The organism is Idiomarina sp. UBA4520, assembly GCF_002388365.1.
Classification (GTDB): Bacteria; Pseudomonadota; Gammaproteobacteria; order Enterobacterales; family Alteromonadaceae; genus Idiomarina; species Idiomarina zobellii.
Genome location: NZ_DGMK01000022.1, coordinates 59,120 through 80,381, shown reverse-complemented (window position 1 = coordinate 80,381; position 21,262 = coordinate 59,120). Strand labels below are relative to the sequence as shown.

Sequence of the window (21,262 nt, the reverse complement as noted above, 5' to 3'; positions counted from 1 at the left end):
TTATTCGCCTTGCAGAGTTAAAATTAGCGTTCGGGATCCGCCGTGGTCTCGGTGTTCACACAGGTAAATGCCTTGCCAGGTTCCCAGGTTTAAACGCCCATTGGTTACAGGCAGAGTTAAACTACTCCCCAGAATGCTCGATTTTAAGTGAGCTGGCATGTCGTCAGGCCCTTCAAACGTATGCCGATAGTAAGGAGCGTTTTCCGGCACCATTTCATTAAAGTGGCTTTCAAAGTCCTGACGAACCGTCGGGTCAGCATTTTCATTAATAGTCAGCGACGCCGATGTATGCCGAATAAACACATGTAATAACCCGGTTGATACCTGCCCAAGCTCAACCAAAGCTCGTTCAATCTCGTCAGTAATGAGGTGAAAGCCCCTTGGGTGAGGAGCCAGTTGCAGTTCTGTTTGTTTGATAAGCATTTGTAAACCTGTTTGCCGTGCTTCATTGCTTGCCATATGCTTACAGCATACCGAAAACCGAAGAACAACTTAAAGGAATAACGACAATGCGTTACTTATTATTAGCCATTGCGGTTTTGTTCAGCGCAGCTGGCACCGCACAAGAGAATATTAAGGAAGCAACAACCAAAGCAGTAGAAGCGTTTTTATACGGCGCTAGCATTGGCGCACCCAAAGCGCATGACCGTTTCTGGGCAGAGGAGCTGACCTATACCAGTTCCAGCGGTGAACGTTTTGGTAAAGACCACCTCATGTCAGGCATGAAAGACGCCAAAGCGAAAAATCCGGACAACGTTAACGTCTGGTATGGCGCTGAAGACATCGAGGTAAAACAGTTTGGTGACACCGTTGTATTCAACTTCACGTTAACCGCTGAAGAAGAAGGTAAAGTCACTAAGTACTTCTATAATACCGGAGTTTTAATTCACCGCGATGGCCGCTGGCAAGCGGTTAACTGGAACGCGACTAAAGTTCCTTAAGAGGTTCCTTAATTTCTGAAGAGTCGTTCTCTGATGCCGCACCGCCATTATCTGGTTTTACATAAATGGCGATGCCTTCTCCGGTTTTATCCGTCAAACCAAACGCTTTGCCGACACTGACTCCAAAGCCAACATTACCTGAATAGCCACCAGAGCCTGCGCCGACATAAACTGACTCGCCTTGCTTGTCTCCGGTTTTTTGCAGCAACACACCATTAGCGCCCACTTTAGCCGCTTCCTGTTTCAGTCGCTTCAACACCGCTTCCATTTTCGCTTGTTCACCAAAGCTCCAGGAGGCATCACTGCTTGCTTCTATAAGGGCTATTTCCTCGTAGCTGTCAGGCGCCTCTAAGTAGACTTTTACTTGTTCTACCGGAATTTCCGGTCGGGCATCACCAATAAGAATGGAGGAGGTTGGCGAGGCACAGCCAACCAACGCCTGGGCAATTAATAGCAGAGCACCATAGGTTATAACGCGCATAACTTTTCCTTTACCAAGAGCACAGTTAAGCAATAGCACAAAAAACGATATTTCACCCGACTCTTTCAATCTCTTTAAAGAACCGTAGAATGGGAGATGATTGCGTGTACCGAAGCTTGGAGATCTTTTTGTTCGATATTGACCTGATTAGCCGCCACTTTTTAGCCGTGTACTTTTTGTTTATTGCGGTTCATTACGCCAGTACTGCCATTGGGCTTAATAGCCGTACCTCACAAAGCCACATTCAATATGGTGAAAAAGGCAGTGCGACATGGTGGATACGTCAGGTTTTTAACCTCTTCCGCGGTGCAATTTTGCTTATTTGTATTGCCCGGGTCTTTTACCCTATTGATACCTGGCTCGGCATTATAGAACCTCTTTACACACCCTGGGTGCTGTCTATTGGCATGCTCACAATGTTGGTATCACTTGGGTTTGTCAGTTACAGCCACGCCTATATGCGCCAGGACTGGCGTTCAGGTATCGACCACGACAACTCCCGAGCACTGTTAACGCAAGGCCCGTTTGCGCGCTCGCGTAACCCTATGTTCTTAGCCATTATGCTTGGCCAACTGGGTTTATTCCTGGCGCTACCCAGCCTGTTTACCTTAGTGTGCTTATTGGTCGGCGTGGCCATGGTGCATGCTCAAGCCATTAAAGAAGAGCACGCCCTAAATGAGCTTTATGGCAAAGAGTATCAAAACTACAAAGCTCAGGTTCCGCGTTGGCTTTTTTAGTCTTCCGGACTCAGGTCGCCGTGTAAAAACTTACAAACAAAGACGACTTTTCCGTAACGCTCAAATGACCATTTAATACAGCGCTGCAAGGCTTCCATCACCTTGTCGTAGTCGCCAAATATCTGAGTACTCAATGTATTGGTGATAATTTTTACATCATCGGTTTTATTCAGCTCATCAATAAAGCCTTTGATTGGGCCAATATAGTCATCTGCCAGTGGATACTTGCTAATTTCAACCGTCAGTTTCATGATAGTCACTCCTTTGTCGTTATTATTGCGACGTAAATTGTCAGGCCATTCATACTAACACGAGGTTGATGAATGACATCGGATGTCCGCTCGCGCATTGCTCTACCTGTTATCATTTTAGCTCAGCTGCTGGGCACCTCGTTATGGTTCAGCGTTAATGGTGTTTGGTTAAGCCTGTCGTCAGCGCAGGGTCTTTCAGAAGCCGACTTAGGGGCATTAACTCTCGCCGTTCAGTTAGGCTTCATTGTCGGCACCCTGTTTTTAGCGCTCACCGGGTTAGCTGACCGCTACAAAGCCAGCGTTATTTTTTGCTTGTCCAGTTTGCTCGGTGCATCAGTTAATGCGCTTTTCATCATTGCCGCCGACCATTTCTCGCTCGCGTGGTTTCTGCGTTTACTGACTGGCCTGTGTTTAGCCGGCATTTACCCCATGGGGATGAAGCTGGTCATTTCCTGGGTGCCTAAATACGCCGGCGCGGCTCTTTCCTGGTTACTGGCAATGCTTACCTTGGGCACCGCACTGCCGCATTTAATGAGAGGCTTCACTCTTGGTTTAAATTGGCACATACCTTTGTTTGCTGCCTCTATGTTAGCCATTTTAGGCGGTATAGCCGTAGGGCTTCTCGGTAGCGGGCCACATTTGCCGGCAACAGCTAAACCTGCGGCGTTAAGTAAGGGATTATCGGCGCTTAAACAGCCACGCTTCCGTGCGGTTGCCGGTGGGTACTTTGGCCACTGCTGGGAGCTCTACGCTTTCTGGATGCTGGTGCCTCTGCTCCTTTTAGCACCGGTATCTGAGCTTGGCTGGTCTTTGTCTTCCATTCCCTGGTTATCATTCTCGTTAATTGGTGTGGGCGCTCTTGGTTGTATCTGTGGCGGTTGGCTTAGCAAAAAGCATGGTGGCGTGTCGGTTGCCAGACTCGCTCTTATCACTTCCGGCGCAATGTGTTTGTTATACCCATTCATGACTGAGCTACCGCCTTGGGTTGCTCTTTTAACTCTGACGCTTTGGGGTATTTCGGTTATTGCTGACTCACCTCAGTTTTCAGCATTAGCCGCTCAAGAGGCGCCAGCTGACAAAGTTGGTAGTGCCTTAGCGGTAATGAACTCAGTTGGATTCGCCCTGACTATTCCAGCCATCTGGTTAGCTAGCTGGAGCTGGCCAGTATTAAACGAGTGGGTCGCCTGGCTGCTATTACCCGGCCCTGTTTTAGGGCTTTGGGCAATGCGAAAGTTTGATAAAATCAGCTCGAATTAAACGACAGGAATACAAACCATGGGATTAGAAGTTATAAAACACCCGCTTGTTCAGCACAAACTAGGCCTTATGCGTAAGTCGGGTATATCAACCAAAAGTTTTCGTGAGCTTTCCAACGAAGTTGGCAGCCTACTGACCTATGAAGCGACCAGTGACTTTGCCTTAGAAACGACCACTATTGACGGTTGGAGCGGTGAAGCCATAGAAGTCGAACAGTTAAAAGGCAAAAAAGTGACTGTCGTGCCTATTTTAAGAGCGGGTATTGGCATGTTGGACGGCGTTCTCGACTTAATACCCAACGCCAAAGTCAGTGTGGTCGGCCTATACCGCAACGAAGAAACCTTAGAGCCGGTCAGTTATTTTGATAAGTTTGTTGGCAGTCTTGACCAGCGTATTTCGCTCGTTATTGACCCGATGCTGGCAACCGGTGGCAGTATGATAGCAACATTGGACATGCTGAAAGCCAAAGGCTGCAAAGATATTCGTGTACTCGTGTTAGTCGCAGCACCCGAGGGCGTCGAAGCTGTTTTAGCACAACACCCTGACGTACGTATATTTACTGCAGCGCTGGACGAGAAGCTCAACGAAAACGGCTATATTATCCCTGGCTTGGGCGATGCCGGCGATAAGATCTTTGGTACGCGTTAGCCAACACTATATGACAAGATGCGGGAAATATGGCTACGCGGTAGCCCTGTTTCCTGGTGCCAATGATTAAACACTGCTTGTATTTGCTTAAGGCCTTTTTGGCTGGTTGGTGAGGCATCCAGTAAATTAAAATTCCGTAACGCAGTGAGCACATCGCTTGCACAAACAAAGCCGTCCCAGCCCAACATGCGCAATAAATACTGACCCGTGTTACCGCCTAAGCGCGCACCATTCTTCTTTAAGAACATCAATAACCCAACTTGATCATCATGCGGCCAGCTAGCCAAAAACTTGCAAAAACTCCCATGCTCTTCCGACACTTCGACAATCATTCGGGCGTTAACCGGTACGGTTATTATTTTTTGAAAATTACGCACAATACGTTCGTCTTGCGCCAGCTCTTCTAGTCGCTCCGGTGGCACTTGCTGCCAGTAAAGCGGTACAAAACCACTGAAGGCTTCTTCGAACTGTGGCCACTTGCGGTCAATAATTTGCCAGACGAAACCTGCCCGAAAGATACAATGGGTCATTAACGAAAGGACTCTGTCATCAGTAACCTTTGCTAGTTCTTTATCGCTTACCACCTCGGGTAACATGGCACGCATTGCTGCTTCTCCGCCCTTGCGTTCGCAGGCGCGCTCATAAAATACTGAAAAGTGGATAATGTCAGTCATTCTGGTTTACTCCAGCCTCGCTATTCGGCTCACATTTTGAGCCAAATAATGATTCTATTCGGCTCATGATGCAAATTTAGGTAAAATGCGGCCGACAAACAAAGGAGTCCGACATGGCACGAGCGCAAGCAGTACACATATTAGTGAAAACCAAAGAAGAAGCAGAAGACTTGAAGAAGCAATTGGCTGGCGGCGCCAAGTTCGCAGATTTAGCGCGCAAACATTCACTTTGCCCTTCGGGTAAAAAGGGCGGCGACCTGGGTGAATTCCGCCGCGGTGAAATGGTGCCAGCGTTCGATAAAGTGGTATTTGGCAAGCCTACGCTGGAAGTACACGGCCCGGTAAAAACCGCGTTTGGCTGGCATTTAATTAAAACGCTTTCCCGCAGCTAAAGCTGCTTAAACACGCGAAAGAATTTTATCCAATTCGTTCGCAAAAGCCATGCGATCGCGCTGGTGCAAGGGCGGTGGACCGCCGGTATGTTCACCGCTGCTACGCATGGTGTCCATAAAGTCACGCATATTAAGGCGTGAGCCAATATTACTTTTTGTAAAAAGCTCACCCCGTGGGCTCAGTGCCTGCCCACCCTTTTTAATAACATCCGCTGCCAACGGTATATCCGCAGTAATAACTAAATCACCCGGCTGGCATTGTTCGGCAATGGCGTCATCTGCAACGTCAAACCCAGAGGACACTTGCATCGTCCGTATAAATTTAGACGGCGGTACCCGCAGTGGCTGATTCGCTACTAATACCAGCGGCAGTTGTTTGCGTTCTGCCGCACGATACAAAATATCCTTTATAACCGTTGGACAGGCATCGGCATCCACCCAAATTGTGATTGTGGTCATAGTGACTTCCTAACGAAAAAAGGCACCACCGCATATCTATGGTGCCTGCTTAAAATGAGCCTAAAGTTTGCGACTATGCGCTCTTTTTCTCGCTAATATAATCATTAACAAACTGCTCAAGTATGTTAAGTGGTACTGGACCACTGCCAAGCACTACGTCATGGAACTCGCGAATATCAAACTTATCACCAAGTTCTGACTTCGCTTTTTCACGCAGTTCCAGAATTTTGTTCATACCAATTTTGTAAGCCGTTGCCTGACCTGGCATAACAATATGACGCTCGACCATCTTCACTGCATCAGACTTGGCATTTGGGGTATTGGTCACATAGAAATCGATGCCCTCTTCGCGCGTCCACTTCTTGTCGTGAATACCGGTATCCACGACCAAACGAACCGCACGCCATAATTCCATTGCTAAGCGGCCAAAGTCTGAATATGGGTCTTTATATAAGCCAATTTCTTTCGGCAGCTTTTCGGTATACAGCCCCCAACCCTCGCTGTAGGCGGTGTAGCGACCGAAGCGGCGGAACTTAGGAATACCTTTAAGCTCTTGCTGAATCGCAATTTGCATATGGTGACCAGGAATACCTTCGTGGTAAGCCAGCGCTTCCATTTGATACGTTGGCATAGCCTCCATATCATACAAGTTGGCATAGTAAGTGCCTGGACGTGAGCCGTCCATTGAAGGTTGTTGGTAAAACGCCTTACCCGCAGACTTTTCGCGGAACGGTTCAACCGCCTTCACGATAAGACCCGCTTTTGGCTTATTGATGAACAATTCATCCAAACGTTCACGCATGTTATCGATGTAGGCTGTTGCTTCATCCAGATAACGCTGGCGACCTTCTTCCGTGTTTGGATAGATAAACTCGTCACTGTTGCGCATGTGGACAAAGAACTCTTGCAGCGTGCCCTCAAAACCAACTTCTTTCATAATGGCGCGCATTTCTTCATGAATACGCTCCATTTCACTTAGGCCGATCTCATGAATTTCTTCTGTGGTTAAGTCAGTCGTGGTGGTGCGTTGTAACGCGTTATTGTAGAACGCTTCACCGTCTGGGAACTTCCAGGCACCGTCTTTTGTCGTGGCCTGTTCGGCAATACCCTCTACCGCAGTAATTAAGTTTTCGTAAGCTGGTTTCACTGACTCTAACATCGCTTTTTTAGCGTCTGCGAGCAGCTGTTCACGCTGGCTTTCGTCGATTTCCAACTTATCCAGTTTGCCGGTGAAGTCGCCCCACAGTGCACTGGCTTCGCCATCGTCAAACGGTGCACCGGTAATAATGTTTTTGCTGTCACTAATAACGTATGGGTAAACAAACTTAGGAGCGATAATGCCTTTTTCAGCTCTCAACTCCAGGTTTTCCGCTAACTGTTCAAACAATTCCGGTAAGCCATTTAAGCGAGAAATATAGTCTTGCGCGTCATCCACGCTGCTAATGCGGTGTTGGTTAATCAGCAGTGATGCCACGCTTGAGTGCAACCCAAACATTTGGTTAACCGGGTAGTTGTGATGGCGCCACTTAAAGTCAGCTATGTCGTTTTCCAGACTCTGCTTCATCAGCATCCAGCTAATTTTGGTTTGCTCATTAAGCTTTGATTCGTCAATGGCTTTAACTTGCTCTAAATGTTTTTTGGTTAACGCCAAGTCTTCTTTGGCTTGCTCGTCAGAAATGTCATCCCACTTATCCTGGTCGTCTTTAATACCCAGATAAGACTGATACATTGGGCTGCGCATGACATTTTCCATAAAAATGTCTTCAAACAGCTGGTTAGCCTTTTCTGACTCGGTTTGCTCTGACTGTTGGTTGGTGTTTTCAGCACTTGCCGTTTGCGGTTCTGCAGCTTTATTTGTCGTGCTGTCTTTTGCAGCATCTGAGCACGCAGTTGTCATTAGCACCAACGATACCGCCAGTGCAATTTTCTTATATTCAAACATGTGTGTGTTCTCCTGTTGTTGTGCTTAACTTGATAACGGTTGCAGCACAGGATGTCAATTGATGCGCGGTGGTGAGGTCAGTTACTAAGGTCAATCGACTTATTCAGCAGGGAAATAATAAACGCGGTGAATTAAGTTATTGGAAAACTCATAAACGGCCAGGCTTTTCTGCGAACGGAGCTCGCCGTTCCGACGCCAGCTGGCCTCTTCCACAACGCTGATGCGATTGCCTAGCACAGTAAAGTCTTCTAATCGGCTTTGGCACGATGGACAAGACGTAAAGTAACCGCTCATCGCCTTAACCAAGCTTTCTTTACCACGGGTTTCAACCGTGATCTTGTCACCATTTACCGATAGCCACTGCACATCTTCAGTCACATATTGCGCCATTCGCTCAGCATTGTGGTCATTAAACGCAGCGACAAACTGCTCAACTTGTTCGAATCGGTTCGATTCTGCAAAACTAGGCGCAGATAAAATAAAGCAGAAAAACACAAAGAAGTAACGTAGGTAACACATGATCAGTCCTTAACCCATCATTGCAGGGTATGCTCACGGCGAGCTTCAATTTGTTTAGCTGGCAGCATACCACCAATAACGGGTTCCAGCGCAGCCTGAACGATCGGAATTAATTGGCCAAACTCAGACAGCATAACCGCTTCATCGACTTGCTCATTGAATACCAGAGTTACCTTTAAACTCTGCGGAAAGCGTTGGTAATTCACGTCGTGCGTCAGCCAAATAAAGCCTGGATGGTCAAATTTGGCCTCTTCACACACCCGGGTCAGCTTGCGGATGATTTCTCGTTCGATTTTTTTGTCATTTTTTCGCATAGGTAAACTTTTTTCCTGGGTGTATCGACAAGTTAATTGCTAGTGCTAACGCGCCTTATGTATAAAAAAATCTATTTTCTATACATAAACACCTTTTCATATATAATATTTACGATTATTTATATATATTTCGGTATTAATGTACAGAAAAGGCTAAAACTTATATGTCAGCTTCGCTATCACACTAAAATCGAGTTTGTCGTTGATGAACTTAGCGTTACGCGAATTACAGCGACAAAATACCTGGAGCAACTTGTTGAGCACGGCTTTCTGAAAAAACAACGCATTGGTCGTGCTAACTATTATATTAACGAGCCCTTATGTGCTCTTCTTGCGTCTCGAGGGTAGTTTTCTAAAACCAATACGGAATCACATCGACTAACAAACGGCCAGCAATTAGAAACATTACAGCACTGATTAATGCATTGATAATACGCCACGTTTTTGGTTTATTCAGTTTGTTAGCGAGCTTTTTTGCAACAAATACCAATGTGTAAAACCACGTTGCGGAGGCACATAAAGCGCCGGCCACGAACCACGGTCTATAGGCTTGCTCAAGCCCGGCAGTAACGCCGCCGACCAGAACAACGGTGTCGATATAAACATGTGGGTTTAAAAATGTCATCGCAAAAGCCATCAATAATGCGCTTTTAAGCGATGTTCTTTTGCTTTCATTCTCGTCTACCGATAATCGACTTTCACCTTTTATTGCGGCCTTTAGCGCATTACTGCCATACCAAATTAAGAAAATGGCGCCCGCTAAGCTCAGCATTTGCCCCCAGATACTTTCAATCGAAAAGAGCGCACCAACGCCGAACACGCCCGCCCCAATAAGTAGGATATCGCCAACAAAGCAAACGGTCGCCGCTGCAAATGGATGGTTATTGGTTAAGCCGGTTTTCAACAGAAAGGCATTCTGGCTACCAATTGCAATAATCAGCCCACCAGAAATCACGGCACCCATGACGAATACACTGACAAACTCAAACATTATCACTTCCTGCGTTGTTCTAATCGTTTAAGTCAACGATAATGGAAATCATCGCCAGTTTAATATAAAGAAACAAATAGTCAATATAATGACCGATAAAGATAAAACAGCGATTAATGAAGCTATCGCCAAACGCGTCAACAGCTTTCGCAAACAGCACGGTATGTCCCTTGATGAACTGGCTAAAAATGCCGAAATCAGCAAGGGAATGCTTGTGCAAATAGAGAAAGGCCGTGCAAACCCAAGCATAGGGATTCTGTGTAAATTAGCCAATGCACTCGCTGTTTCTGTTGCTGATATCGTCGCTGTGTCAGACGATCCAAAAGTAACGATTCGACAGCCTCAGGATATTCCGACACTTTGGAATGGTGATCATGGGGGCTCTGCTCGACTGCTTGCCGGTTCAAAGGGCGCTATCATGATTGAATTATGGCGGTGGTCCATGTTTCCCAAAGAACAATTTGTATCGGAGGCGCACTCCAAAGGAACCATTGAACTCATTCACGTTGAGGAGGGTTGTTTAGACGTTTTGGTGAATGAAGAAACTTATACGTTATCCGCAGGTGACTCAATGACCGCCGAAATGGATGTCGAACACACCTACCTAAACAGCACTACCGAACCCGTTCACTTCACAATGACGGTTTATGAAAAGTCTAGGTAGAGATCGCACCGCCAATCTCTTGTTGAAATTTTGACCACTCACCCCCACTTATTAATTTAAGGCAAGGAGCTGACTCGTACCTTGCTGAGACCTTTAGTCTAAACTTCCATGAGGATGATCGCATGGCTAAGACGACAAGCGGCAAAAAGAAGGTTCACGTTCCTGCGCACACCAAGAAAGATGGCACGAAGGTTCCTGAACACTATCGCTCGACGCCGAACTAACGTTATCAGGGGCAGTTTGCAGTCGCCTCTTCCTTAATCCCATTAAGTAGCAAACCTAATACAAGGAAGGGCAATGATTAAAGTCATAATCAACGAGCAAGACCGAATTTGGGATAGTCGCCAATCAGGGTGGATCAACGGCACAATAAATGAGTTACAAAAAGCAGGTGAGCATGTCTGCGTAAGAGTATTAATCGAGTATGGTGATATCAACTTATGCCTAAGCGCTGGAGTCTGCAATAACTCGGGAGGCGGCGGTCGCCCGTTGAACACTCACGAAAATGAAATTGTTGAATACTGGAACCGGCTAGGTGTAGAAGCTCCCCTTTGAATGGCGGTAAACTCGTCGCTTTTTTAAATCAAAACCCAGTAGAGGTGTGAATATAGCTGTGTTTGATCAAGCTTATAGTTCGAGATAGCGCACTAGAAAAACTCTAAAATAATGTTATTTCATTACTTCTACAGGTAGCGCTGTGCCGGCGCTATAAGAAAGATCATCATAATAAAAACGCTTAAACCTACGGATAACAGCAATCGAAATTTCATCTTCTCTTGCTAGCCGAATGGTGACGTCCATTTGGGCTGCGCGTAATACTTCTGCATGTTTTTCAAGTGCTGATTCGGCAGCGCCGATATCACCATCAAAGTCTACAGGAATAGTGCCCAAGAGATTTACTCGGTAGTGCTCACCATCGGCAATTTCATCAAAAGGATGGATTTCAACATACATCCCAGATAGCTCATTAGTCGCTTTTTTTGCCTTTTGCCTGAGTTTCCCTTTTCGATCAAATGCATCAATTCGTCTATTGAACTCACTGGGTAAAGCTGGACGTGAGTACCGAGCGGCAAGCCAATCTGAAAAATGTCGCAAGTCGTATTCTTCAAATAGTCTCGTATCGTCAGGAGAACGCTCAGAAAACCAAGCTTTAGCAATGAATTGTTTATCAAAGGCTTTAATTTCTATGAGCCTTTCTTCCGATAGAGAATTGCTATTAACTCTTTGAATGAAACTCGTGTGCAGTAAGCGAGCATTTTTATTATGCCGATAATTACCATTTAAACTATCCAAACCGCCTTGCACAAAATAAACCTCAACATTGGGTTCAAGCTCTAAGTTGTCGTTCGCGATATCACAAGACTGCGAGGATACAACGGCATAATACTCAAATTCAGGCTCAAACCCGCACAGTTTTGCAAGCTCTGCCGCGTCCTCATCCTTAAGAATTGAACCTTGCCGCCATCCACTATCTTCGAGTTTGCTTCCCATCATAACTCGTAACCTTTAGGCAAATGGATCTGACAATGATTTGTTCTTTGCTCCGCGCAACATTAATCTGTTGCCAGCAAATAAAATTAAGTCCTTTTCACCTTTTTTAATAAGGTCAAAAAGAGATAGCTCTTCAATTACCAGTTCACGAAGCTGCTCACCTGGATGTGGTAAACCGCTTTTCACCCATTCATTTGCGGTCATTTGGAGCTCATGAATATGAACCAGCGTATTAGAACGTGGGGCAACACCCTCAATCCAGTTATAAATCGTTTTTCTAGTAGTTCCTAAAACCTCAGCAAGCTGTTCTTTGGTTAGTCCGAAGGTTCCACAGATTTTATCTATCGCAATAGCTATTGAGTTCCCTGTTTGAACTACAAAAGAAACTCCTGCTCCACTGTGAGATTGCGCTAGGGTTACGGTGAACTTTCCTCCGGACCCGTTTACTACTCCAGGGATAGGCGACTCTACATCGTTACATGTTAGCGTTATCGTAGGTTGCTGTACCCGTTTGCTATACATGTATCCATGAAGCTCTTGAGTCGCTAAATTGAAATCCGGGGCAGCTAATTCCATTTTTTGTCCCTCGCAAATTCTGTAGTGACTTCCCAAAACGCTGCTCGTGACGCGTCGTGTAAATCAGATAGTCTGCTAAGGACCTCATCACAGTTGAAAGATACTGATTCGTCACCCGCTTCCCAAATATGATCGAAGTCAAGAATTAACCTTACAGAGGGTGAGTCATCACGCTTAATTTGCACCGGAACATTATCAATGTCTGGTGGGCAGGTTAGCGGCATCTCACCAAACCATGATCGAATAGATAGCGTCCCATGTTGGGTTTCAACATAGTTTTCAGTTTTCAGATGTCGTGTTTTTCCAATTCCCGCTGTCGTTGCTGTAGGAATAAATTTCTTATCAACTAACTGGATGAATTCATCCTCATTATTAGCCGTAATTAAATCACAATACCTGAGTCCAACCCTTAATAATAATGAAGGCTCTATAATTTCAATAACCTTATCAAGAACGTTCTTACACGCTTCAGAAAAGCCCTCGAACCGCGGATATGCATTAGTAAAATAAATAAGTCGATCTTGACTGATATCAATAGCATGCCTTTTATCACTTGATGCAAATGACCAACGGCTAATGGACGTGACTTCTAAACCATCAGGTTTGACGTGAACGGACTGCTCTGCACTTTTACGGAATGTAGGGTACTGTTTCCGAAGCATTTCTTGGAGCTCCGGAATGTATTGCTCAATTTGCAGAATTTGGGAAAACCGAAATTCGGCAAGAACCAGCTTAAGCGGCTGATTCTCAAGCTTTTTATAGTCAGTCACACCAATAGTCCTTATAGTTTGGTCAACAGCGGGATAAAATTATACATTAAATTACACACTGCTTCTATCAATGTATGTGACATCCAAAAGTTTAGCAAGTTTCCTTTTTGGATATGTTTAATTCATTCCCAGCCGAACCAGCGGCTCAATCACATCAGCAACCTTCTGGTGCGCCTGCCGCCGTTCTTCATAGTAATCGTAACGGTCATAAATGCCTTCAACGCCTTTCAGACTATGGTTTATGGCCCGCTCACCAACAGCACCACTGAAGCCTAGTGCTGACACTTGGCTGCGAAAGGTTCGCCGTAAATCGTGTACGGTAAAATGCTCTATATCTCCCATCAAGTTAGGCCCAGGGCGTTTGCGACCTTGTTCGATACCAAACATTTTGTTGATTGCACGATTAATGGTGTCGCCACCAATGAAAGGTCTATTCGAACCTCTTCGTGCCGGTAGAACATAGTCTGAACCAAATGAACGCGCTTTTAGCATGTGAAACCATTCAACCGCTTGGCTTGGCAGTGGTATAACAATACCTTTACCTTTCTTCACCCGTTCATCCGGTATTTCCCATTCTGCTTTAACTAAATCCAGTTCGGTCCATGGTGCTTCAGTCAGTTCGGTTTTACGTACGCCAAGCACCAGATACAAACAAACGGCAATGTAGTTATCCATACCGAAGCGGTCCATATGCTTCCGGAAAACCTTAGTTGCCTCTCTGATTTCTGCAAGAGAAAGCGCGCGATCTCGAGATTTCTCTATGCCCCCGGCATCATTGGTACCAAATGCTGCTGCCGGGTTATTCAGGGTTAAATCAAGCTTCACCGCATGACGAAACAACTGCTTCATATACATCAAAACGTCATTCGCAATGCTTGGCCGTCCGCTCAACTTTACCCGTTGTAACACTTCTCGAACATCCCTAGCAGTAACCTGCTCAATTCGCATATCGCCGATTACCGGCTTCATCTCCTTTCGGTACAATCGAGCAGGAATGTTCGGATGTTTCAATCTTGGCTTAATATCATTGGCAAACCATTCTTCGAACAAATGGTCCATAGTTTCAATGCCAGACCAAGCCTCCCTCTTCCTGGCTACCAAAGGGTCAAGTCCATTGAGTAACTCACGCTTTTTCAGTAACAGTTCACCGCGAGCATCGGCCAATCCCATGAATGGATATTTGCCTAACGTCATTTCACGGCGCTTGCCATGGACAGTGTAACGATACGACCAGTATGAATGGCCTTTATTTGGGACTACAAAATACAAACCGAGACCGTCCGCATATTTCCCATGTTGTTTACTTCTGTCCAATGATGCGATTTTCGTGGCGGTTAGTGTGGCCATAGTTGCGTACCTCCCTTAAACTCTTTACAAGAAAGTACTCACCATTCTGGTTTTTCACAACTGTTTCATACTCACCGCCGCACTCACCATAAAATTGCTAGGTAACGGAAAAATGAGGAAGCTCCAGATACAACAAGGCCCTTTATTTAAAAGGGCTTTGGAAGCATCAGGCAAATATCAGGCAGCGTGAAGCAAATTATTCGATATTTTGGATCTGCTCCCGCATCTGCTCTATCAAGACCTTAAGCTCCACTGCGGCGGCGGTGATATCGGCGTTAATAGACTTAGAGGCCAGGGTGTTTGCTTCGCGGTTGAACTCTTGCATCATAAAGTCTAGGCGACGTCCGCAGGGGCCGCCTTTTTTCAGTATTTTTCGGGCTTCTTCTACGTGGGCATCCAGTCGGTCTAGCTCTTCGGCAACGTCGACTTTTTGCGCCAGCATAATCATTTCCTGCTCAACGCGTTGCGGGTCAAGTTCTATTTTAGCTTCTTCAAAGCGGGTTAGTAAGCGCTCACGTTGCCACTGGAGCACTTCTGGCATACGCTCACGAACAAAGGCGACTTGTTTACTAACGCCATCCAGACGTTCTTGCAGCATTTTATCAATAGCCGAACCTTCGCTTTTACGGTTCTCTATGAACTCAGCGATAGTTGCATCAAGTGCTTTCAGTACTTCTTTTTGCAGAGCGTCGGTGTCTTGCTCGTCGGCGTTCACTACGCCCGGCCACTTCAATACATCAATGGGGTTTAACTGGCCTGCTGCGGAATGCTGACTCACCCACTTAGCACTGGCAATAACGCTTTTCGCAAGCTCTTCATTAATAGATAGCTCGCTTTGCCGCGTTTCATCCATATGCACGTATAACTTGCATTCAACCTTGCCGCGCTGCAGATTTTTCCGAAATTTATCGCGCAGTGCGTTTTCCAGCGAACGAAAGTTTTCGGGCAAACGGAAAAAGGTTTCTAAATAACGCTGGTTTACCGAGCGGACTTCCCATGTTGCAGTGCCCCAGTCGGCTTTATGTTCATAGCGAGCGTAGCCCGTCATACTTTGAATCATTGTATTTCCTTATTTTTTCGCATGCTTTTCGCGATTTTTCTGTTTCTGTTCGGCGTTTTTCTTCATCATAATATACACGGCGCCACGCCCACCATGCGGTCGCTGAGCGCTGTGAAACGCCAGTACCGGCGGCAATTCCCGCAGCCATTTATTCACATAGCTTTTTATCAGCGCCGGATGTGGTTTCGAATGCTTACCCATGCCGTGAATCACCAAAGCCGTTCGTACACCAGCAGCATGACAGTCCTGCACAAAATTAAACAGTGCAGTGCGTGCCTCCACTAACGAGTGATGATGCAAGTTCAGGCTCGCTTCCATAGTGTAACGGCCTTGCTTCAAGCGCTTAAACACACCGGCTTGCACCCCGTCGCGGTGAAACTCTATGGCTTCATCTGGCTCCACTAAATCGACATATTCAGTCGACAAGAAGTTAGCATTTTTTTCTTCTTCAGCTTCTGCTGCCCGGCGCCGCTCTTTCTGCGCCAATGTTGGCTCAAAAGCCTGCTGAATATCAGCGACTTCTTCACCGGCTAACGGCGTTACATCCGTCATTTCCTGACGAAACAGCTCAAATTCTTCATCATCTGAACGCGACATACCGCCTCCCGTCCATTTATTTTGCTACGTCTAGTGTAATACGTTGTCGACGGAATCGCGATCCATTAATCGTGCAATTCTGCTACAATTGCGTTCAATTTCTTACACAGCGACATTCACTCAAAAAGGAGATGACATGCGTCCAAGTGGCCGTACGGCACAACAAATTCGACCGGTAACCATTACCCGTAACTTCACCAAACACGCTGAAGGCTCAGTATTAATTGAGTTTGGTGAAACCAAAGTTCTTTGCAACGCCTCTGTTGAGAAAGGCGTTCCACGCTTTTTAAAAGGCAAAGGTCAGGGTTGGGTCACAGCCGAGTACAGCATGTTACCGCGAGCGACACATACCCGCTCTCAGCGTGAAGCATCGCGAGGTAAGCAAGGTGGACGCACCTTGGAAATCCAACGTCTTATTGGTCGCTCATTGCGAACTTGCGTCGACTTAGCGGCGTTGGGCGAGAATACGATTACGGTCGACTGTGACGTTATTCAGGCTGACGGTGGTACACGCACTGCCTCTATCACCGGCGCTTGTGTTGCGTTGGTTGACGCTCTGAACTGGATGCGCGCGCAAGGCATGGTTAAGGTGAACCCACTCAAAGAAATGGTTGCGGCTATTTCGGTGGGCATTTTAGATGGCGACCCGGTCAGCGACTTAGAATACGTTGAAGACTCAAAAGCCGACACCGACATGAATATTGTTATGACTGAAGCCGGTAAATTCATCGAAATTCAGGGCACTGCAGAAGGCGAAGCCTTCAGTTTCGACGAAATGAACAGTCTGGTCGATATGGCGCGCCATAGCATCCGCGAGCTTATCGATATTCAGAAAAAGGCTTTAGCCTAGTGTCAGTAATAGTTCAGGAAGTTAACGAATGAAAGCGTATCAAAAAGAGTTTATTGAATTTGCGATTGAGCGTGGTGTTCTTAAGTTTGGCGAATTTACATTAAAGTCGGGTCGCACCAGCCCTTACTTTTTTAACGCCGGGCTTTTTAATAAAGGTTCCGACTTGGCTCGCTTAGGCCGCTTTTACGCAGAGGCTCTGGTCGACTCAGGTATCGACTTTGACGTTTTATTTGGCCCAGCTTATAAGGGCATTCCTATTGCCACGGCAACAGCTGTTGCGCTTTATGATCAGCACAACCAAGACACACCTTATTGCTTTAACCGTAAGGAAAAGAAAGATCACGGTGAAGGCGGCAACTTGGTGGGCTCTGCGCTGGAAGGCAAAGTAATGCTGGTTGACGACGTGATTACCGCTGGCACAGCTATTCGCGAGGCAATGGACATTGTTCAAGCCAATGGCGCTGAACTTTCGGGAGTATTAATTGCTTTGGATCGTCAGGAAAAAGGCAAAGGCGAGCTTTCAGCTATTCAAGAAGTTGAACGCGACTTTGGTGCCAAAGTGGTTAGCATTGTCAGCCTGAACGATGTCATCACCTTCTTGAAAGATGACGACACGTTCAAAGAATATTTGCCAAAAGTTGAAGCTTATCGCAGCGAATTTGGCGTAGCCTAGAGCTTCTCTTCAGGCTGATAGGCGATGCCGATGCTACCATTCACTATCTGGCATTCTCCGCCTGCAGCCTGAACACGGCTCGACTCACCTTTTTGCGCAACCAGTCGGTAACTCTTATTTAATAAGCTGACTTGATTGCGCTCACCGCACAGAATACGCATAGAATCGATTAAGCCGCGATCTCTCAGGAAGTTCGTTGTAGGTGCTGTTTGTACAACATTATCACTTTCCGCGAACTCCGTCGTTTGCAGACCAAATGGCGAAATCACACCGGAAGCGCCCGCCACTAGATAATGAAAGGTTCCTGCCACTGCACTGTCGGTTGACTGAGCATTTTCAACAAAGAACACACCGCGCTCACCATGAATCTCAAACGCACCTGATTCTAAATTCACGGTCATTGAGGTTTCTTCATCAACGCCTAATGACAGTGGCGTTGATGTTTCAGCGGCCAGCCTTAGCAAACGACCGTGGCGACCGTTACCCGACATTGCCCAGTCAACGGTCGCAAAGTGGAACAGACTCATACCACCTAATGGATGATACGTCAGTGTATCCGGCCCGGTATTAGGTGGGCAGGTCGTGTCTAAGTCACAACCATGCAGTGGTGGATCAGAGGCAAGGGCTCCTGATTTAATGGCTTCGGCAGTTGTTCCGTTAGATACCATAGGCTTGGACGTCATTACTGCTGCACCAGCGCCGACACCACCAATGACCAGCTCTTTTTGCTGAACTAAAGTGACAATTTGCTTCAGTTCATCCGATATTTGGTTGTTGCTTTTTACAAATGTCGAACGCGTAAAGTTGGCGTTGCCATCATTGATAAATACCGCATCCGCTTCTGCCAACATGTCCTTAGTTGCTGCTGGATTTTTACAAAACTCGACTTGTTTTTCGTAGTCCTCACGGTAAATGCGATCGCGCTCGTAAGCGCCCTGACTCTCTTTTTGTATCTCTGCTAATTCTTCACAGCGGCCTTCACGGCGTGCTTTTATAACCGCAGAGTCAAGCGGCAGCCATTTCGCTTTGGCACCGAGTTGCTCAAATACGCTGGTGTAAAAGTCAATTTCTGCATAAGGGTCACGCGACGACGACGTTAAAAAGTAAATAGTGGGCTGCTCATCATCTGAAACAGTTTCAGCCATACCCACAAACTGACGGTAAATAGCACGCGATTCGCCAGACAAGTTATCCTCTAAATTCACCATCTCGGCCATATTGTCCGGCACCGGCATTTCCAGTAAATCGATAATGCGATTCCACTCAGCATCCGACAAGCTGTTATACAGCTGCTGGGTGGCGCGACGCGTAAACTCTCTTAAGAACACACGCTCCGGGACAATATCTTCCTTAATACGATCATGAATCAGTGCTAATGCATCAATAACTTCTTTTCGGGTTTCTTCGCGGTAAGTTGGCCAAACCGACTCTGCCGTTGCTTTCGAACGAAATTTCTTAGAAATATTCAGGTAACGGTCTGTGCGCATGGTGTCTCTGTCTATCCAGTCGGCGTCATCGCATTTATCCGATGCCATACTCGAACACACAGACATACCACCGCCCGCCAGCATTACATGACGGTAGCTATCTTCGTTAGCATGTGCGGTACTAAAAGCTAACGAAAACACAGTACCTAAAAACAACAACGATTTGACCATAAAAAACTCCGATAGGATAACAACGTCTGGAACGCTAGAGATTCTGACTGTGTGTGTCAACAAACGTTCGTAAATACTCCATTTATTATAGTTAGTATTCGCTGTTATACTAGGTCGCTGTTGTTCGCGTTCAGGTTATTTTTAACTTATGAAACTCATCGTCCGGGCAGCGTTGTTAACGCTACTCACCACATTATTTTCGGGGGTCTTAATGGCCCAGGAAAAGCTCACCTTTCGTGCGCCGGACGAGAGTGCCTTTACCAATTATGTCACGGCAGTGCTCGAAGAAGCGTACCGTGAACTCGGTATTCAACTTGAGTACGTTGAGCTGCCTCGTGTCCGTGGCGAGCAACTGGCCGCTGAAGGTACTATTGCCGGAGAGCTGGGCCGAACACCAGCACTGGAAGACAAGCGCCGTGAATTACGTCGCGTACCTTTCCCGTTATTTACTTTCGACGTAATTGCAGTAACTGACCGCCGTCGTTGTGGCTTCTGTCGCCCCGGCAACTATGACAGCCTGGCGTACGTCAATGGTATGGACGCCATCACCAAAGTCGTTAACGACCTCGCTGAAACGCCATCTGTCGTAACCCCAACAGATTTAGAGCAAGTGGTAAAACTGGTTGAGGCTAGCCGGGTAGATGCAGCCTTTATGGCAGACTTTCAATACCAGGGGTCTTCACTGAGCAGCAACCCAAACTTTATTACTCACCGGCTTTCTATCGAACAAGGTTTTCATTACCTTAACGAAGAGCATGCCCGGCTTATTCCACAGCTGACTTACCAACTACAAAAACTAAAAGAAAGTGGCCGTATCGAAGAACTGCAAAAGGTCTATGGGGTGCATGCGGAAAAACCAGCCCAGCCACTTGATGCATCTAAGCCAATTGTTGTTTTGGGTCCTGTCCAAAAAGGGCTGACTAACGCAGACGGCACAGGTGTACTTTGGGCATTTGCAAAACAGGTTTTCCCACAAATGGCGACACAACTACACCCGGTTGTAACCAGTTGGCAGCGCGCTAAACAGATGATTCAAGAGGCCCGTGCTGATGCACTTTTAGGGGTGCGCGCCAATCAAAACATTGAGAACATAACGCTGTCGAAATACCACATCGGTTATGACGACAGTCTGTATTTGTTCATGTTAGAAGAAGAAAACGAAGGACCTATTTGTGTATCAGGCCCACGATTCATTGAAGATCTCGTCGATACACAACGCCCGTTCTACCGCGCAGACAGCTCTCTCGATTGCTTTGCGTTGCTGGATATGGGGCGCGTCAATGCCGTTGTTGACTACAAGAAAAACCTACCTGACTGGACAGAAAAGCCTTATCAGCAACAGTTGCTTGCCAAACCTAGTCCATTGTTTGTCGCCTTTCCTGATACCCCACGCGGTCGCTCGTTGAGGCTGGCATTCGATAACTACTTAGCCGAAAACGTTAGCGAGCCCCCTCAAAATTAAGCTGCCGCCAAGCTTCATAGGCAAAAATAGCCACAGAGTTAGACAAGTTTAAGCTTCGGCTGGTGTCAGCCATCGGCAATCTCAACCAATTTTCAGACGGAAACGTCTCCAGAACGGACATTGGCAGACCGCGAGTCTCGGGACCAAACAGCAAAACATCGTTGCGTTGATACTGCACATCGGTGTAGCGGGTCTTGCCTTTCGTCGTACAGGCGAAAATACGGTTATACTCAACGTCGGACAAAAACGCCTGCCAATTCTCATGAATGTTCACATTAGCAAGATCGTGGTAGTCCAGGCCGGCACGACGCACTTTTTTCTCATCCAGCTCAAAACCCAGCGGCTTAATTAAGTGAAGTTGCATACCGGTGTTAGCCGCTAAGCGTATGACGTTACCGGTATTAGGCGGAATTTCTGGTTCAAATAAAACTAAATGCAGCATCGCTCATTTTCATCGCTTTTAGAAAAACGGTAGAATAGCAGAATATTTCTTTTTAATGTGTGCCTA

General features: G+C 46.5%; 28 protein-coding genes. 11 read left to right on the top strand and 17 right to left on the bottom strand.

What is annotated here, in order from left to right:
* On the bottom strand, positions 1-423 hold the full coding sequence (locus B3850_RS11310; protein ID WP_286911775.1) for a secondary thiamine-phosphate synthase enzyme YjbQ: 423 nt from the start codon (positions 421-423) through the stop codon (positions 1-3).
* Between the two features lie 86 nt (positions 424-509).
* Here B3850_RS11310 and B3850_RS11305 point away from each other — a divergent pair, with 86 nt between their 5' ends.
* Positions 510-941, top strand: a complete 432-nt coding sequence (locus B3850_RS11305; RefSeq protein ID WP_286876062.1) for a nuclear transport factor 2 family protein — start codon at positions 510-512, stop codon at positions 939-941.
* Here B3850_RS11305 and B3850_RS11300 read toward each other — a convergent pair.
* A complete protein-coding gene (locus tag B3850_RS11300) occupies positions 928-1,422 on the bottom strand; it encodes a hypothetical protein (RefSeq protein WP_286911755.1) in 495 nt (164 codons plus the stop codon). The genes B3850_RS11305 and B3850_RS11300 overlap by 14 nt on opposite strands.
* Positions 1,423-1,511: 89 nt before the next feature.
* On the opposite strand from B3850_RS11300, the gene B3850_RS11295 reads away from it, so the two are divergent.
* Positions 1,512-2,159, top strand: coding sequence for a methyltransferase family protein (locus B3850_RS11295; RefSeq protein WP_286876059.1), 648 nt, complete (start codon positions 1,512-1,514; stop codon positions 2,157-2,159).
* On the opposite strand, the gene B3850_RS11290 is transcribed toward B3850_RS11295, so the two are convergent.
* Positions 2,156-2,410, bottom strand: a complete 255-nt coding sequence (locus tag B3850_RS11290; protein ID WP_058578492.1) for a YkoF family thiamine/hydroxymethylpyrimidine-binding protein — start codon at positions 2,408-2,410, stop codon at positions 2,156-2,158. The genes B3850_RS11295 and B3850_RS11290 overlap by 4 nt on opposite strands.
* 72 nt (positions 2,411-2,482) lie before the next feature.
* Here B3850_RS11290 and B3850_RS11285 point away from each other — a divergent pair, with 72 nt between their 5' ends.
* On the top strand, positions 2,483-3,667 hold the full coding sequence (locus B3850_RS11285; RefSeq protein ID WP_286911754.1) for an MFS transporter: 1,185 nt from the start codon (positions 2,483-2,485) through the stop codon (positions 3,665-3,667).
* 18 nt (positions 3,668-3,685) lie between these two features.
* Positions 3,686-4,315, top strand: a complete 630-nt coding sequence (gene upp, locus B3850_RS11280) for a uracil phosphoribosyltransferase (protein WP_053953326.1) — start codon at positions 3,686-3,688, stop codon at positions 4,313-4,315.
* Here the strand turns inward: upp and B3850_RS11275 are convergent.
* Entirely contained in the window at positions 4,312-4,989 is a 678-nt protein-coding gene (locus B3850_RS11275; RefSeq protein ID WP_286871730.1) for a DNA-3-methyladenine glycosylase I, read from the bottom strand. The genes upp and B3850_RS11275 overlap by 4 nt on opposite strands.
* Positions 4,990-5,102: 113 nt before the next feature.
* On the opposite strand from B3850_RS11275, the gene B3850_RS11270 reads away from it, so the two are divergent.
* Entirely contained in the window at positions 5,103-5,381 is a 279-nt protein-coding gene (locus B3850_RS11270; RefSeq protein WP_286871733.1) for a peptidylprolyl isomerase, read from the top strand.
* A gap of 6 nt (positions 5,382-5,387) precedes the next feature.
* On the opposite strand, the gene B3850_RS11265 is transcribed toward B3850_RS11270, so the two are convergent.
* The 4 genes from B3850_RS11265 to B3850_RS11250 all read right to left on the bottom strand — a co-directional run bounded on the left by B3850_RS11265 (position 5,388) and on the right by B3850_RS11250 (position 8,615).
* Entirely contained in the window at positions 5,388-5,831 is a 444-nt protein-coding gene (locus tag B3850_RS11265) for a YaiI/YqxD family protein (protein WP_286871798.1), read from the bottom strand.
* Positions 5,832-5,913: 82 nt separating this feature from the next.
* Entirely contained in the window at positions 5,914-7,782 is a 1,869-nt protein-coding gene (locus tag B3850_RS11260) for a DUF885 domain-containing protein (protein WP_286871735.1), read from the bottom strand.
* Positions 7,783-7,881: 99 nt separating this feature from the next.
* Positions 7,882-8,301 carry a nuclear transport factor 2 family protein gene (locus B3850_RS11255; RefSeq protein WP_286871739.1) on the bottom strand — a complete coding sequence of 140 codons (420 nt, stop codon included), beginning with the start codon at positions 8,299-8,301 and terminating at the stop codon, positions 7,882-7,884.
* Between the two features lie 17 nt (positions 8,302-8,318).
* Positions 8,319-8,615: a hypothetical protein gene (locus B3850_RS11250; protein ID WP_058578497.1), complete on the bottom strand. Its 297-nt coding sequence runs from the start codon at positions 8,613-8,615 to the stop codon at positions 8,319-8,321.
* 57 nt (positions 8,616-8,672) lie between these two features.
* On the opposite strand from B3850_RS11250, the gene B3850_RS11955 reads away from it, so the two are divergent.
* Entirely contained in the window at positions 8,673-8,963 is a 291-nt protein-coding gene (locus B3850_RS11955; RefSeq protein WP_339612203.1) for a hypothetical protein, read from the top strand.
* 4 nt (positions 8,964-8,967) lie between these two features.
* Here B3850_RS11955 and B3850_RS11245 read toward each other — a convergent pair whose 3' ends face one another.
* Positions 8,968-9,606 (bottom strand): LysE/ArgO family amino acid transporter, encoded by a 639-nt coding sequence (locus B3850_RS11245; RefSeq protein WP_286871745.1) that lies wholly within the window; start codon positions 9,604-9,606, stop codon positions 8,968-8,970.
* Between the two features lie 88 nt (positions 9,607-9,694).
* Between B3850_RS11245 and B3850_RS11240 the strand changes: the two genes are divergently transcribed.
* Positions 9,695-10,270, top strand: a complete 576-nt coding sequence (locus B3850_RS11240) for a helix-turn-helix domain-containing protein (RefSeq protein WP_286911753.1) — start codon at positions 9,695-9,697, stop codon at positions 10,268-10,270.
* 297 nt (positions 10,271-10,567) lie between these two features.
* Entirely contained in the window at positions 10,568-10,825 is a 258-nt protein-coding gene (locus B3850_RS11235; protein WP_286911752.1) for a hypothetical protein, read from the top strand.
* A 114-nt stretch (positions 10,826-10,939) separates the two neighbouring features.
* Here the strand turns inward: B3850_RS11235 and B3850_RS11230 are convergent, their stop codons facing one another.
* The 6 genes from B3850_RS11230 to smrA all read right to left on the bottom strand — a co-directional run bounded on the left by B3850_RS11230 (position 10,940) and on the right by smrA (position 16,111).
* Positions 10,940-11,764, bottom strand: a complete 825-nt coding sequence (locus B3850_RS11230) for a hypothetical protein (RefSeq protein WP_286871754.1) — start codon at positions 11,762-11,764, stop codon at positions 10,940-10,942.
* Between the two features lie 12 nt (positions 11,765-11,776).
* The gene (locus tag B3850_RS11225) at positions 11,777-12,337 is read right to left on the bottom strand and encodes a helix-turn-helix domain-containing protein (RefSeq protein ID WP_286871757.1); all 561 of its coding nucleotides are present in this window, start codon (positions 12,335-12,337) and stop codon (positions 11,777-11,779) included.
* Positions 12,328-13,107, bottom strand: a complete 780-nt coding sequence (locus B3850_RS11220) for a TIGR04255 family protein (RefSeq protein ID WP_286871760.1) — start codon at positions 13,105-13,107, stop codon at positions 12,328-12,330. Before B3850_RS11220 ends, B3850_RS11225 begins: the two co-directional genes overlap by 10 nt.
* A gap of 117 nt (positions 13,108-13,224) precedes the next feature.
* Entirely contained in the window at positions 13,225-14,454 is a 1,230-nt protein-coding gene (locus tag B3850_RS11215) for a tyrosine-type recombinase/integrase (protein ID WP_286871763.1), read from the bottom strand.
* Between the two features lie 196 nt (positions 14,455-14,650).
* Entirely contained in the window at positions 14,651-15,514 is an 864-nt protein-coding gene (locus tag B3850_RS11210; RefSeq protein ID WP_126753027.1) for a YicC/YloC family endoribonuclease, read from the bottom strand.
* 9 nt (positions 15,515-15,523) lie between these two features.
* The gene (gene smrA, locus B3850_RS11205) at positions 15,524-16,111 is read right to left on the bottom strand and encodes a DNA endonuclease SmrA (RefSeq protein ID WP_286871769.1); all 588 of its coding nucleotides are present in this window, start codon (positions 16,109-16,111) and stop codon (positions 15,524-15,526) included.
* Positions 16,112-16,247: 136 nt separating this feature from the next.
* Here smrA and rph point away from each other — a divergent pair, with 136 nt between their 5' ends.
* Positions 16,248-16,961 carry a ribonuclease PH gene (rph, locus tag B3850_RS11200; RefSeq protein WP_053953357.1) on the top strand — a complete coding sequence of 238 codons (714 nt, stop codon included), beginning with the start codon at positions 16,248-16,250 and terminating at the stop codon, positions 16,959-16,961.
* A 28-nt stretch (positions 16,962-16,989) separates the two neighbouring features.
* Positions 16,990-17,634, top strand: a complete 645-nt coding sequence (gene pyrE, locus B3850_RS11195) for an orotate phosphoribosyltransferase (RefSeq protein WP_100691288.1) — start codon at positions 16,990-16,992, stop codon at positions 17,632-17,634.
* On the opposite strand, the gene B3850_RS11190 is transcribed toward pyrE, so the two are convergent.
* The gene (locus tag B3850_RS11190) at positions 17,631-19,292 is read right to left on the bottom strand and encodes a cyanophycinase (RefSeq protein ID WP_286871774.1); all 1,662 of its coding nucleotides are present in this window, start codon (positions 19,290-19,292) and stop codon (positions 17,631-17,633) included. The two genes, pyrE and B3850_RS11190, sit on opposite strands and share 4 nt — an antisense overlap.
* Before the next feature lie 148 nt (positions 19,293-19,440).
* Here B3850_RS11190 and B3850_RS11185 point away from each other — a divergent pair, with 148 nt between their 5' ends.
* A complete protein-coding gene (locus B3850_RS11185; protein WP_286871777.1) occupies positions 19,441-20,754 on the top strand; it encodes an ABC transporter substrate-binding protein in 1,314 nt (437 codons plus the stop codon).
* Here the strand turns inward: B3850_RS11185 and trmL are convergent.
* Positions 20,732-21,196, bottom strand: a complete 465-nt coding sequence (trmL, locus tag B3850_RS11180) for a tRNA (uridine(34)/cytosine(34)/5-carboxymethylaminomethyluridine(34)-2'-O)-methyltransferase TrmL (RefSeq protein WP_286871779.1) — start codon at positions 21,194-21,196, stop codon at positions 20,732-20,734. The genes B3850_RS11185 and trmL overlap by 23 nt on opposite strands.
* Positions 21,197-21,262: the final 66 nt, after the last annotated feature.

Excerpts from the sequence above, each read along its gene's own strand:
- B3850_RS11185 (WP_286871777.1), top strand. The coding sequence starts at position 19,441 with ATGAAACTCATCGTCCGGGCAGCGTTGTTAACGCTACTCACCACATTA.
- B3850_RS11225 (WP_286871757.1), bottom strand. The coding sequence starts at position 12,337 with ATGGAATTAGCTGCCCCGGATTTCAATTTAGCGACTCAAGAGCTTCAT.
- smrA (WP_286871769.1), bottom strand. The coding sequence starts at position 16,111 with ATGTCGCGTTCAGATGATGAAGAATTTGAGCTGTTTCGTCAGGAAATG.
- B3850_RS11310 (WP_286911775.1), bottom strand. The coding sequence starts at position 423 with ATGCTTATCAAACAAACAGAACTGCAACTGGCTCCTCACCCAAGGGGC.
- pyrE (WP_100691288.1), top strand. The coding sequence starts at position 16,990 with ATGAAAGCGTATCAAAAAGAGTTTATTGAATTTGCGATTGAGCGTGGT.
- B3850_RS11275 (WP_286871730.1), bottom strand. The coding sequence starts at position 4,989 with ATGACTGACATTATCCACTTTTCAGTATTTTATGAGCGCGCCTGCGAA.
- B3850_RS11215 (WP_286871763.1), bottom strand. The coding sequence starts at position 14,454 with ATGGCCACACTAACCGCCACGAAAATCGCATCATTGGACAGAAGTAAA.
- trmL (WP_286871779.1), bottom strand. The coding sequence starts at position 21,196 with ATGCTGCATTTAGTTTTATTTGAACCAGAAATTCCGCCTAATACCGGT.
- upp (WP_053953326.1), top strand. The coding sequence starts at position 3,686 with ATGGGATTAGAAGTTATAAAACACCCGCTTGTTCAGCACAAACTAGGC.
- B3850_RS11240 (WP_286911753.1), top strand. The coding sequence starts at position 9,695 with ATGACCGATAAAGATAAAACAGCGATTAATGAAGCTATCGCCAAACGC.
- rph (WP_053953357.1), top strand. The coding sequence starts at position 16,248 with ATGCGTCCAAGTGGCCGTACGGCACAACAAATTCGACCGGTAACCATT.
- B3850_RS11245 (WP_286871745.1), bottom strand. The coding sequence starts at position 9,606 with ATGTTTGAGTTTGTCAGTGTATTCGTCATGGGTGCCGTGATTTCTGGT.
- B3850_RS11290 (WP_058578492.1), bottom strand. The coding sequence starts at position 2,410 with ATGAAACTGACGGTTGAAATTAGCAAGTATCCACTGGCAGATGACTAT.
- B3850_RS11230 (WP_286871754.1), bottom strand. The coding sequence starts at position 11,764 with ATGATGGGAAGCAAACTCGAAGATAGTGGATGGCGGCAAGGTTCAATT.
- B3850_RS11210 (WP_126753027.1), bottom strand. The coding sequence starts at position 15,514 with ATGATTCAAAGTATGACGGGCTACGCTCGCTATGAACATAAAGCCGAC.
- B3850_RS11235 (WP_286911752.1), top strand. The coding sequence starts at position 10,568 with ATGATTAAAGTCATAATCAACGAGCAAGACCGAATTTGGGATAGTCGC.
- B3850_RS11250 (WP_058578497.1), bottom strand. The coding sequence starts at position 8,615 with ATGCGAAAAAATGACAAAAAAATCGAACGAGAAATCATCCGCAAGCTG.
- B3850_RS11300 (WP_286911755.1), bottom strand. The coding sequence starts at position 1,422 with ATGCGCGTTATAACCTATGGTGCTCTGCTATTAATTGCCCAGGCGTTG.
- B3850_RS11955 (WP_339612203.1), top strand. The coding sequence starts at position 8,673 with ATGTATAAAAAAATCTATTTTCTATACATAAACACCTTTTCATATATA.
- B3850_RS11285 (WP_286911754.1), top strand. The coding sequence starts at position 2,483 with ATGACATCGGATGTCCGCTCGCGCATTGCTCTACCTGTTATCATTTTA.
- B3850_RS11295 (WP_286876059.1), top strand. The coding sequence starts at position 1,512 with ATGGGAGATGATTGCGTGTACCGAAGCTTGGAGATCTTTTTGTTCGAT.
- B3850_RS11190 (WP_286871774.1), bottom strand. The coding sequence starts at position 19,292 with ATGGTCAAATCGTTGTTGTTTTTAGGTACTGTGTTTTCGTTAGCTTTT.
- B3850_RS11305 (WP_286876062.1), top strand. The coding sequence starts at position 510 with ATGCGTTACTTATTATTAGCCATTGCGGTTTTGTTCAGCGCAGCTGGC.
- B3850_RS11260 (WP_286871735.1), bottom strand. The coding sequence starts at position 7,782 with ATGTTTGAATATAAGAAAATTGCACTGGCGGTATCGTTGGTGCTAATG.
- B3850_RS11255 (WP_286871739.1), bottom strand. The coding sequence starts at position 8,301 with ATGTGTTACCTACGTTACTTCTTTGTGTTTTTCTGCTTTATTTTATCT.
- B3850_RS11270 (WP_286871733.1), top strand. The coding sequence starts at position 5,103 with ATGGCACGAGCGCAAGCAGTACACATATTAGTGAAAACCAAAGAAGAA.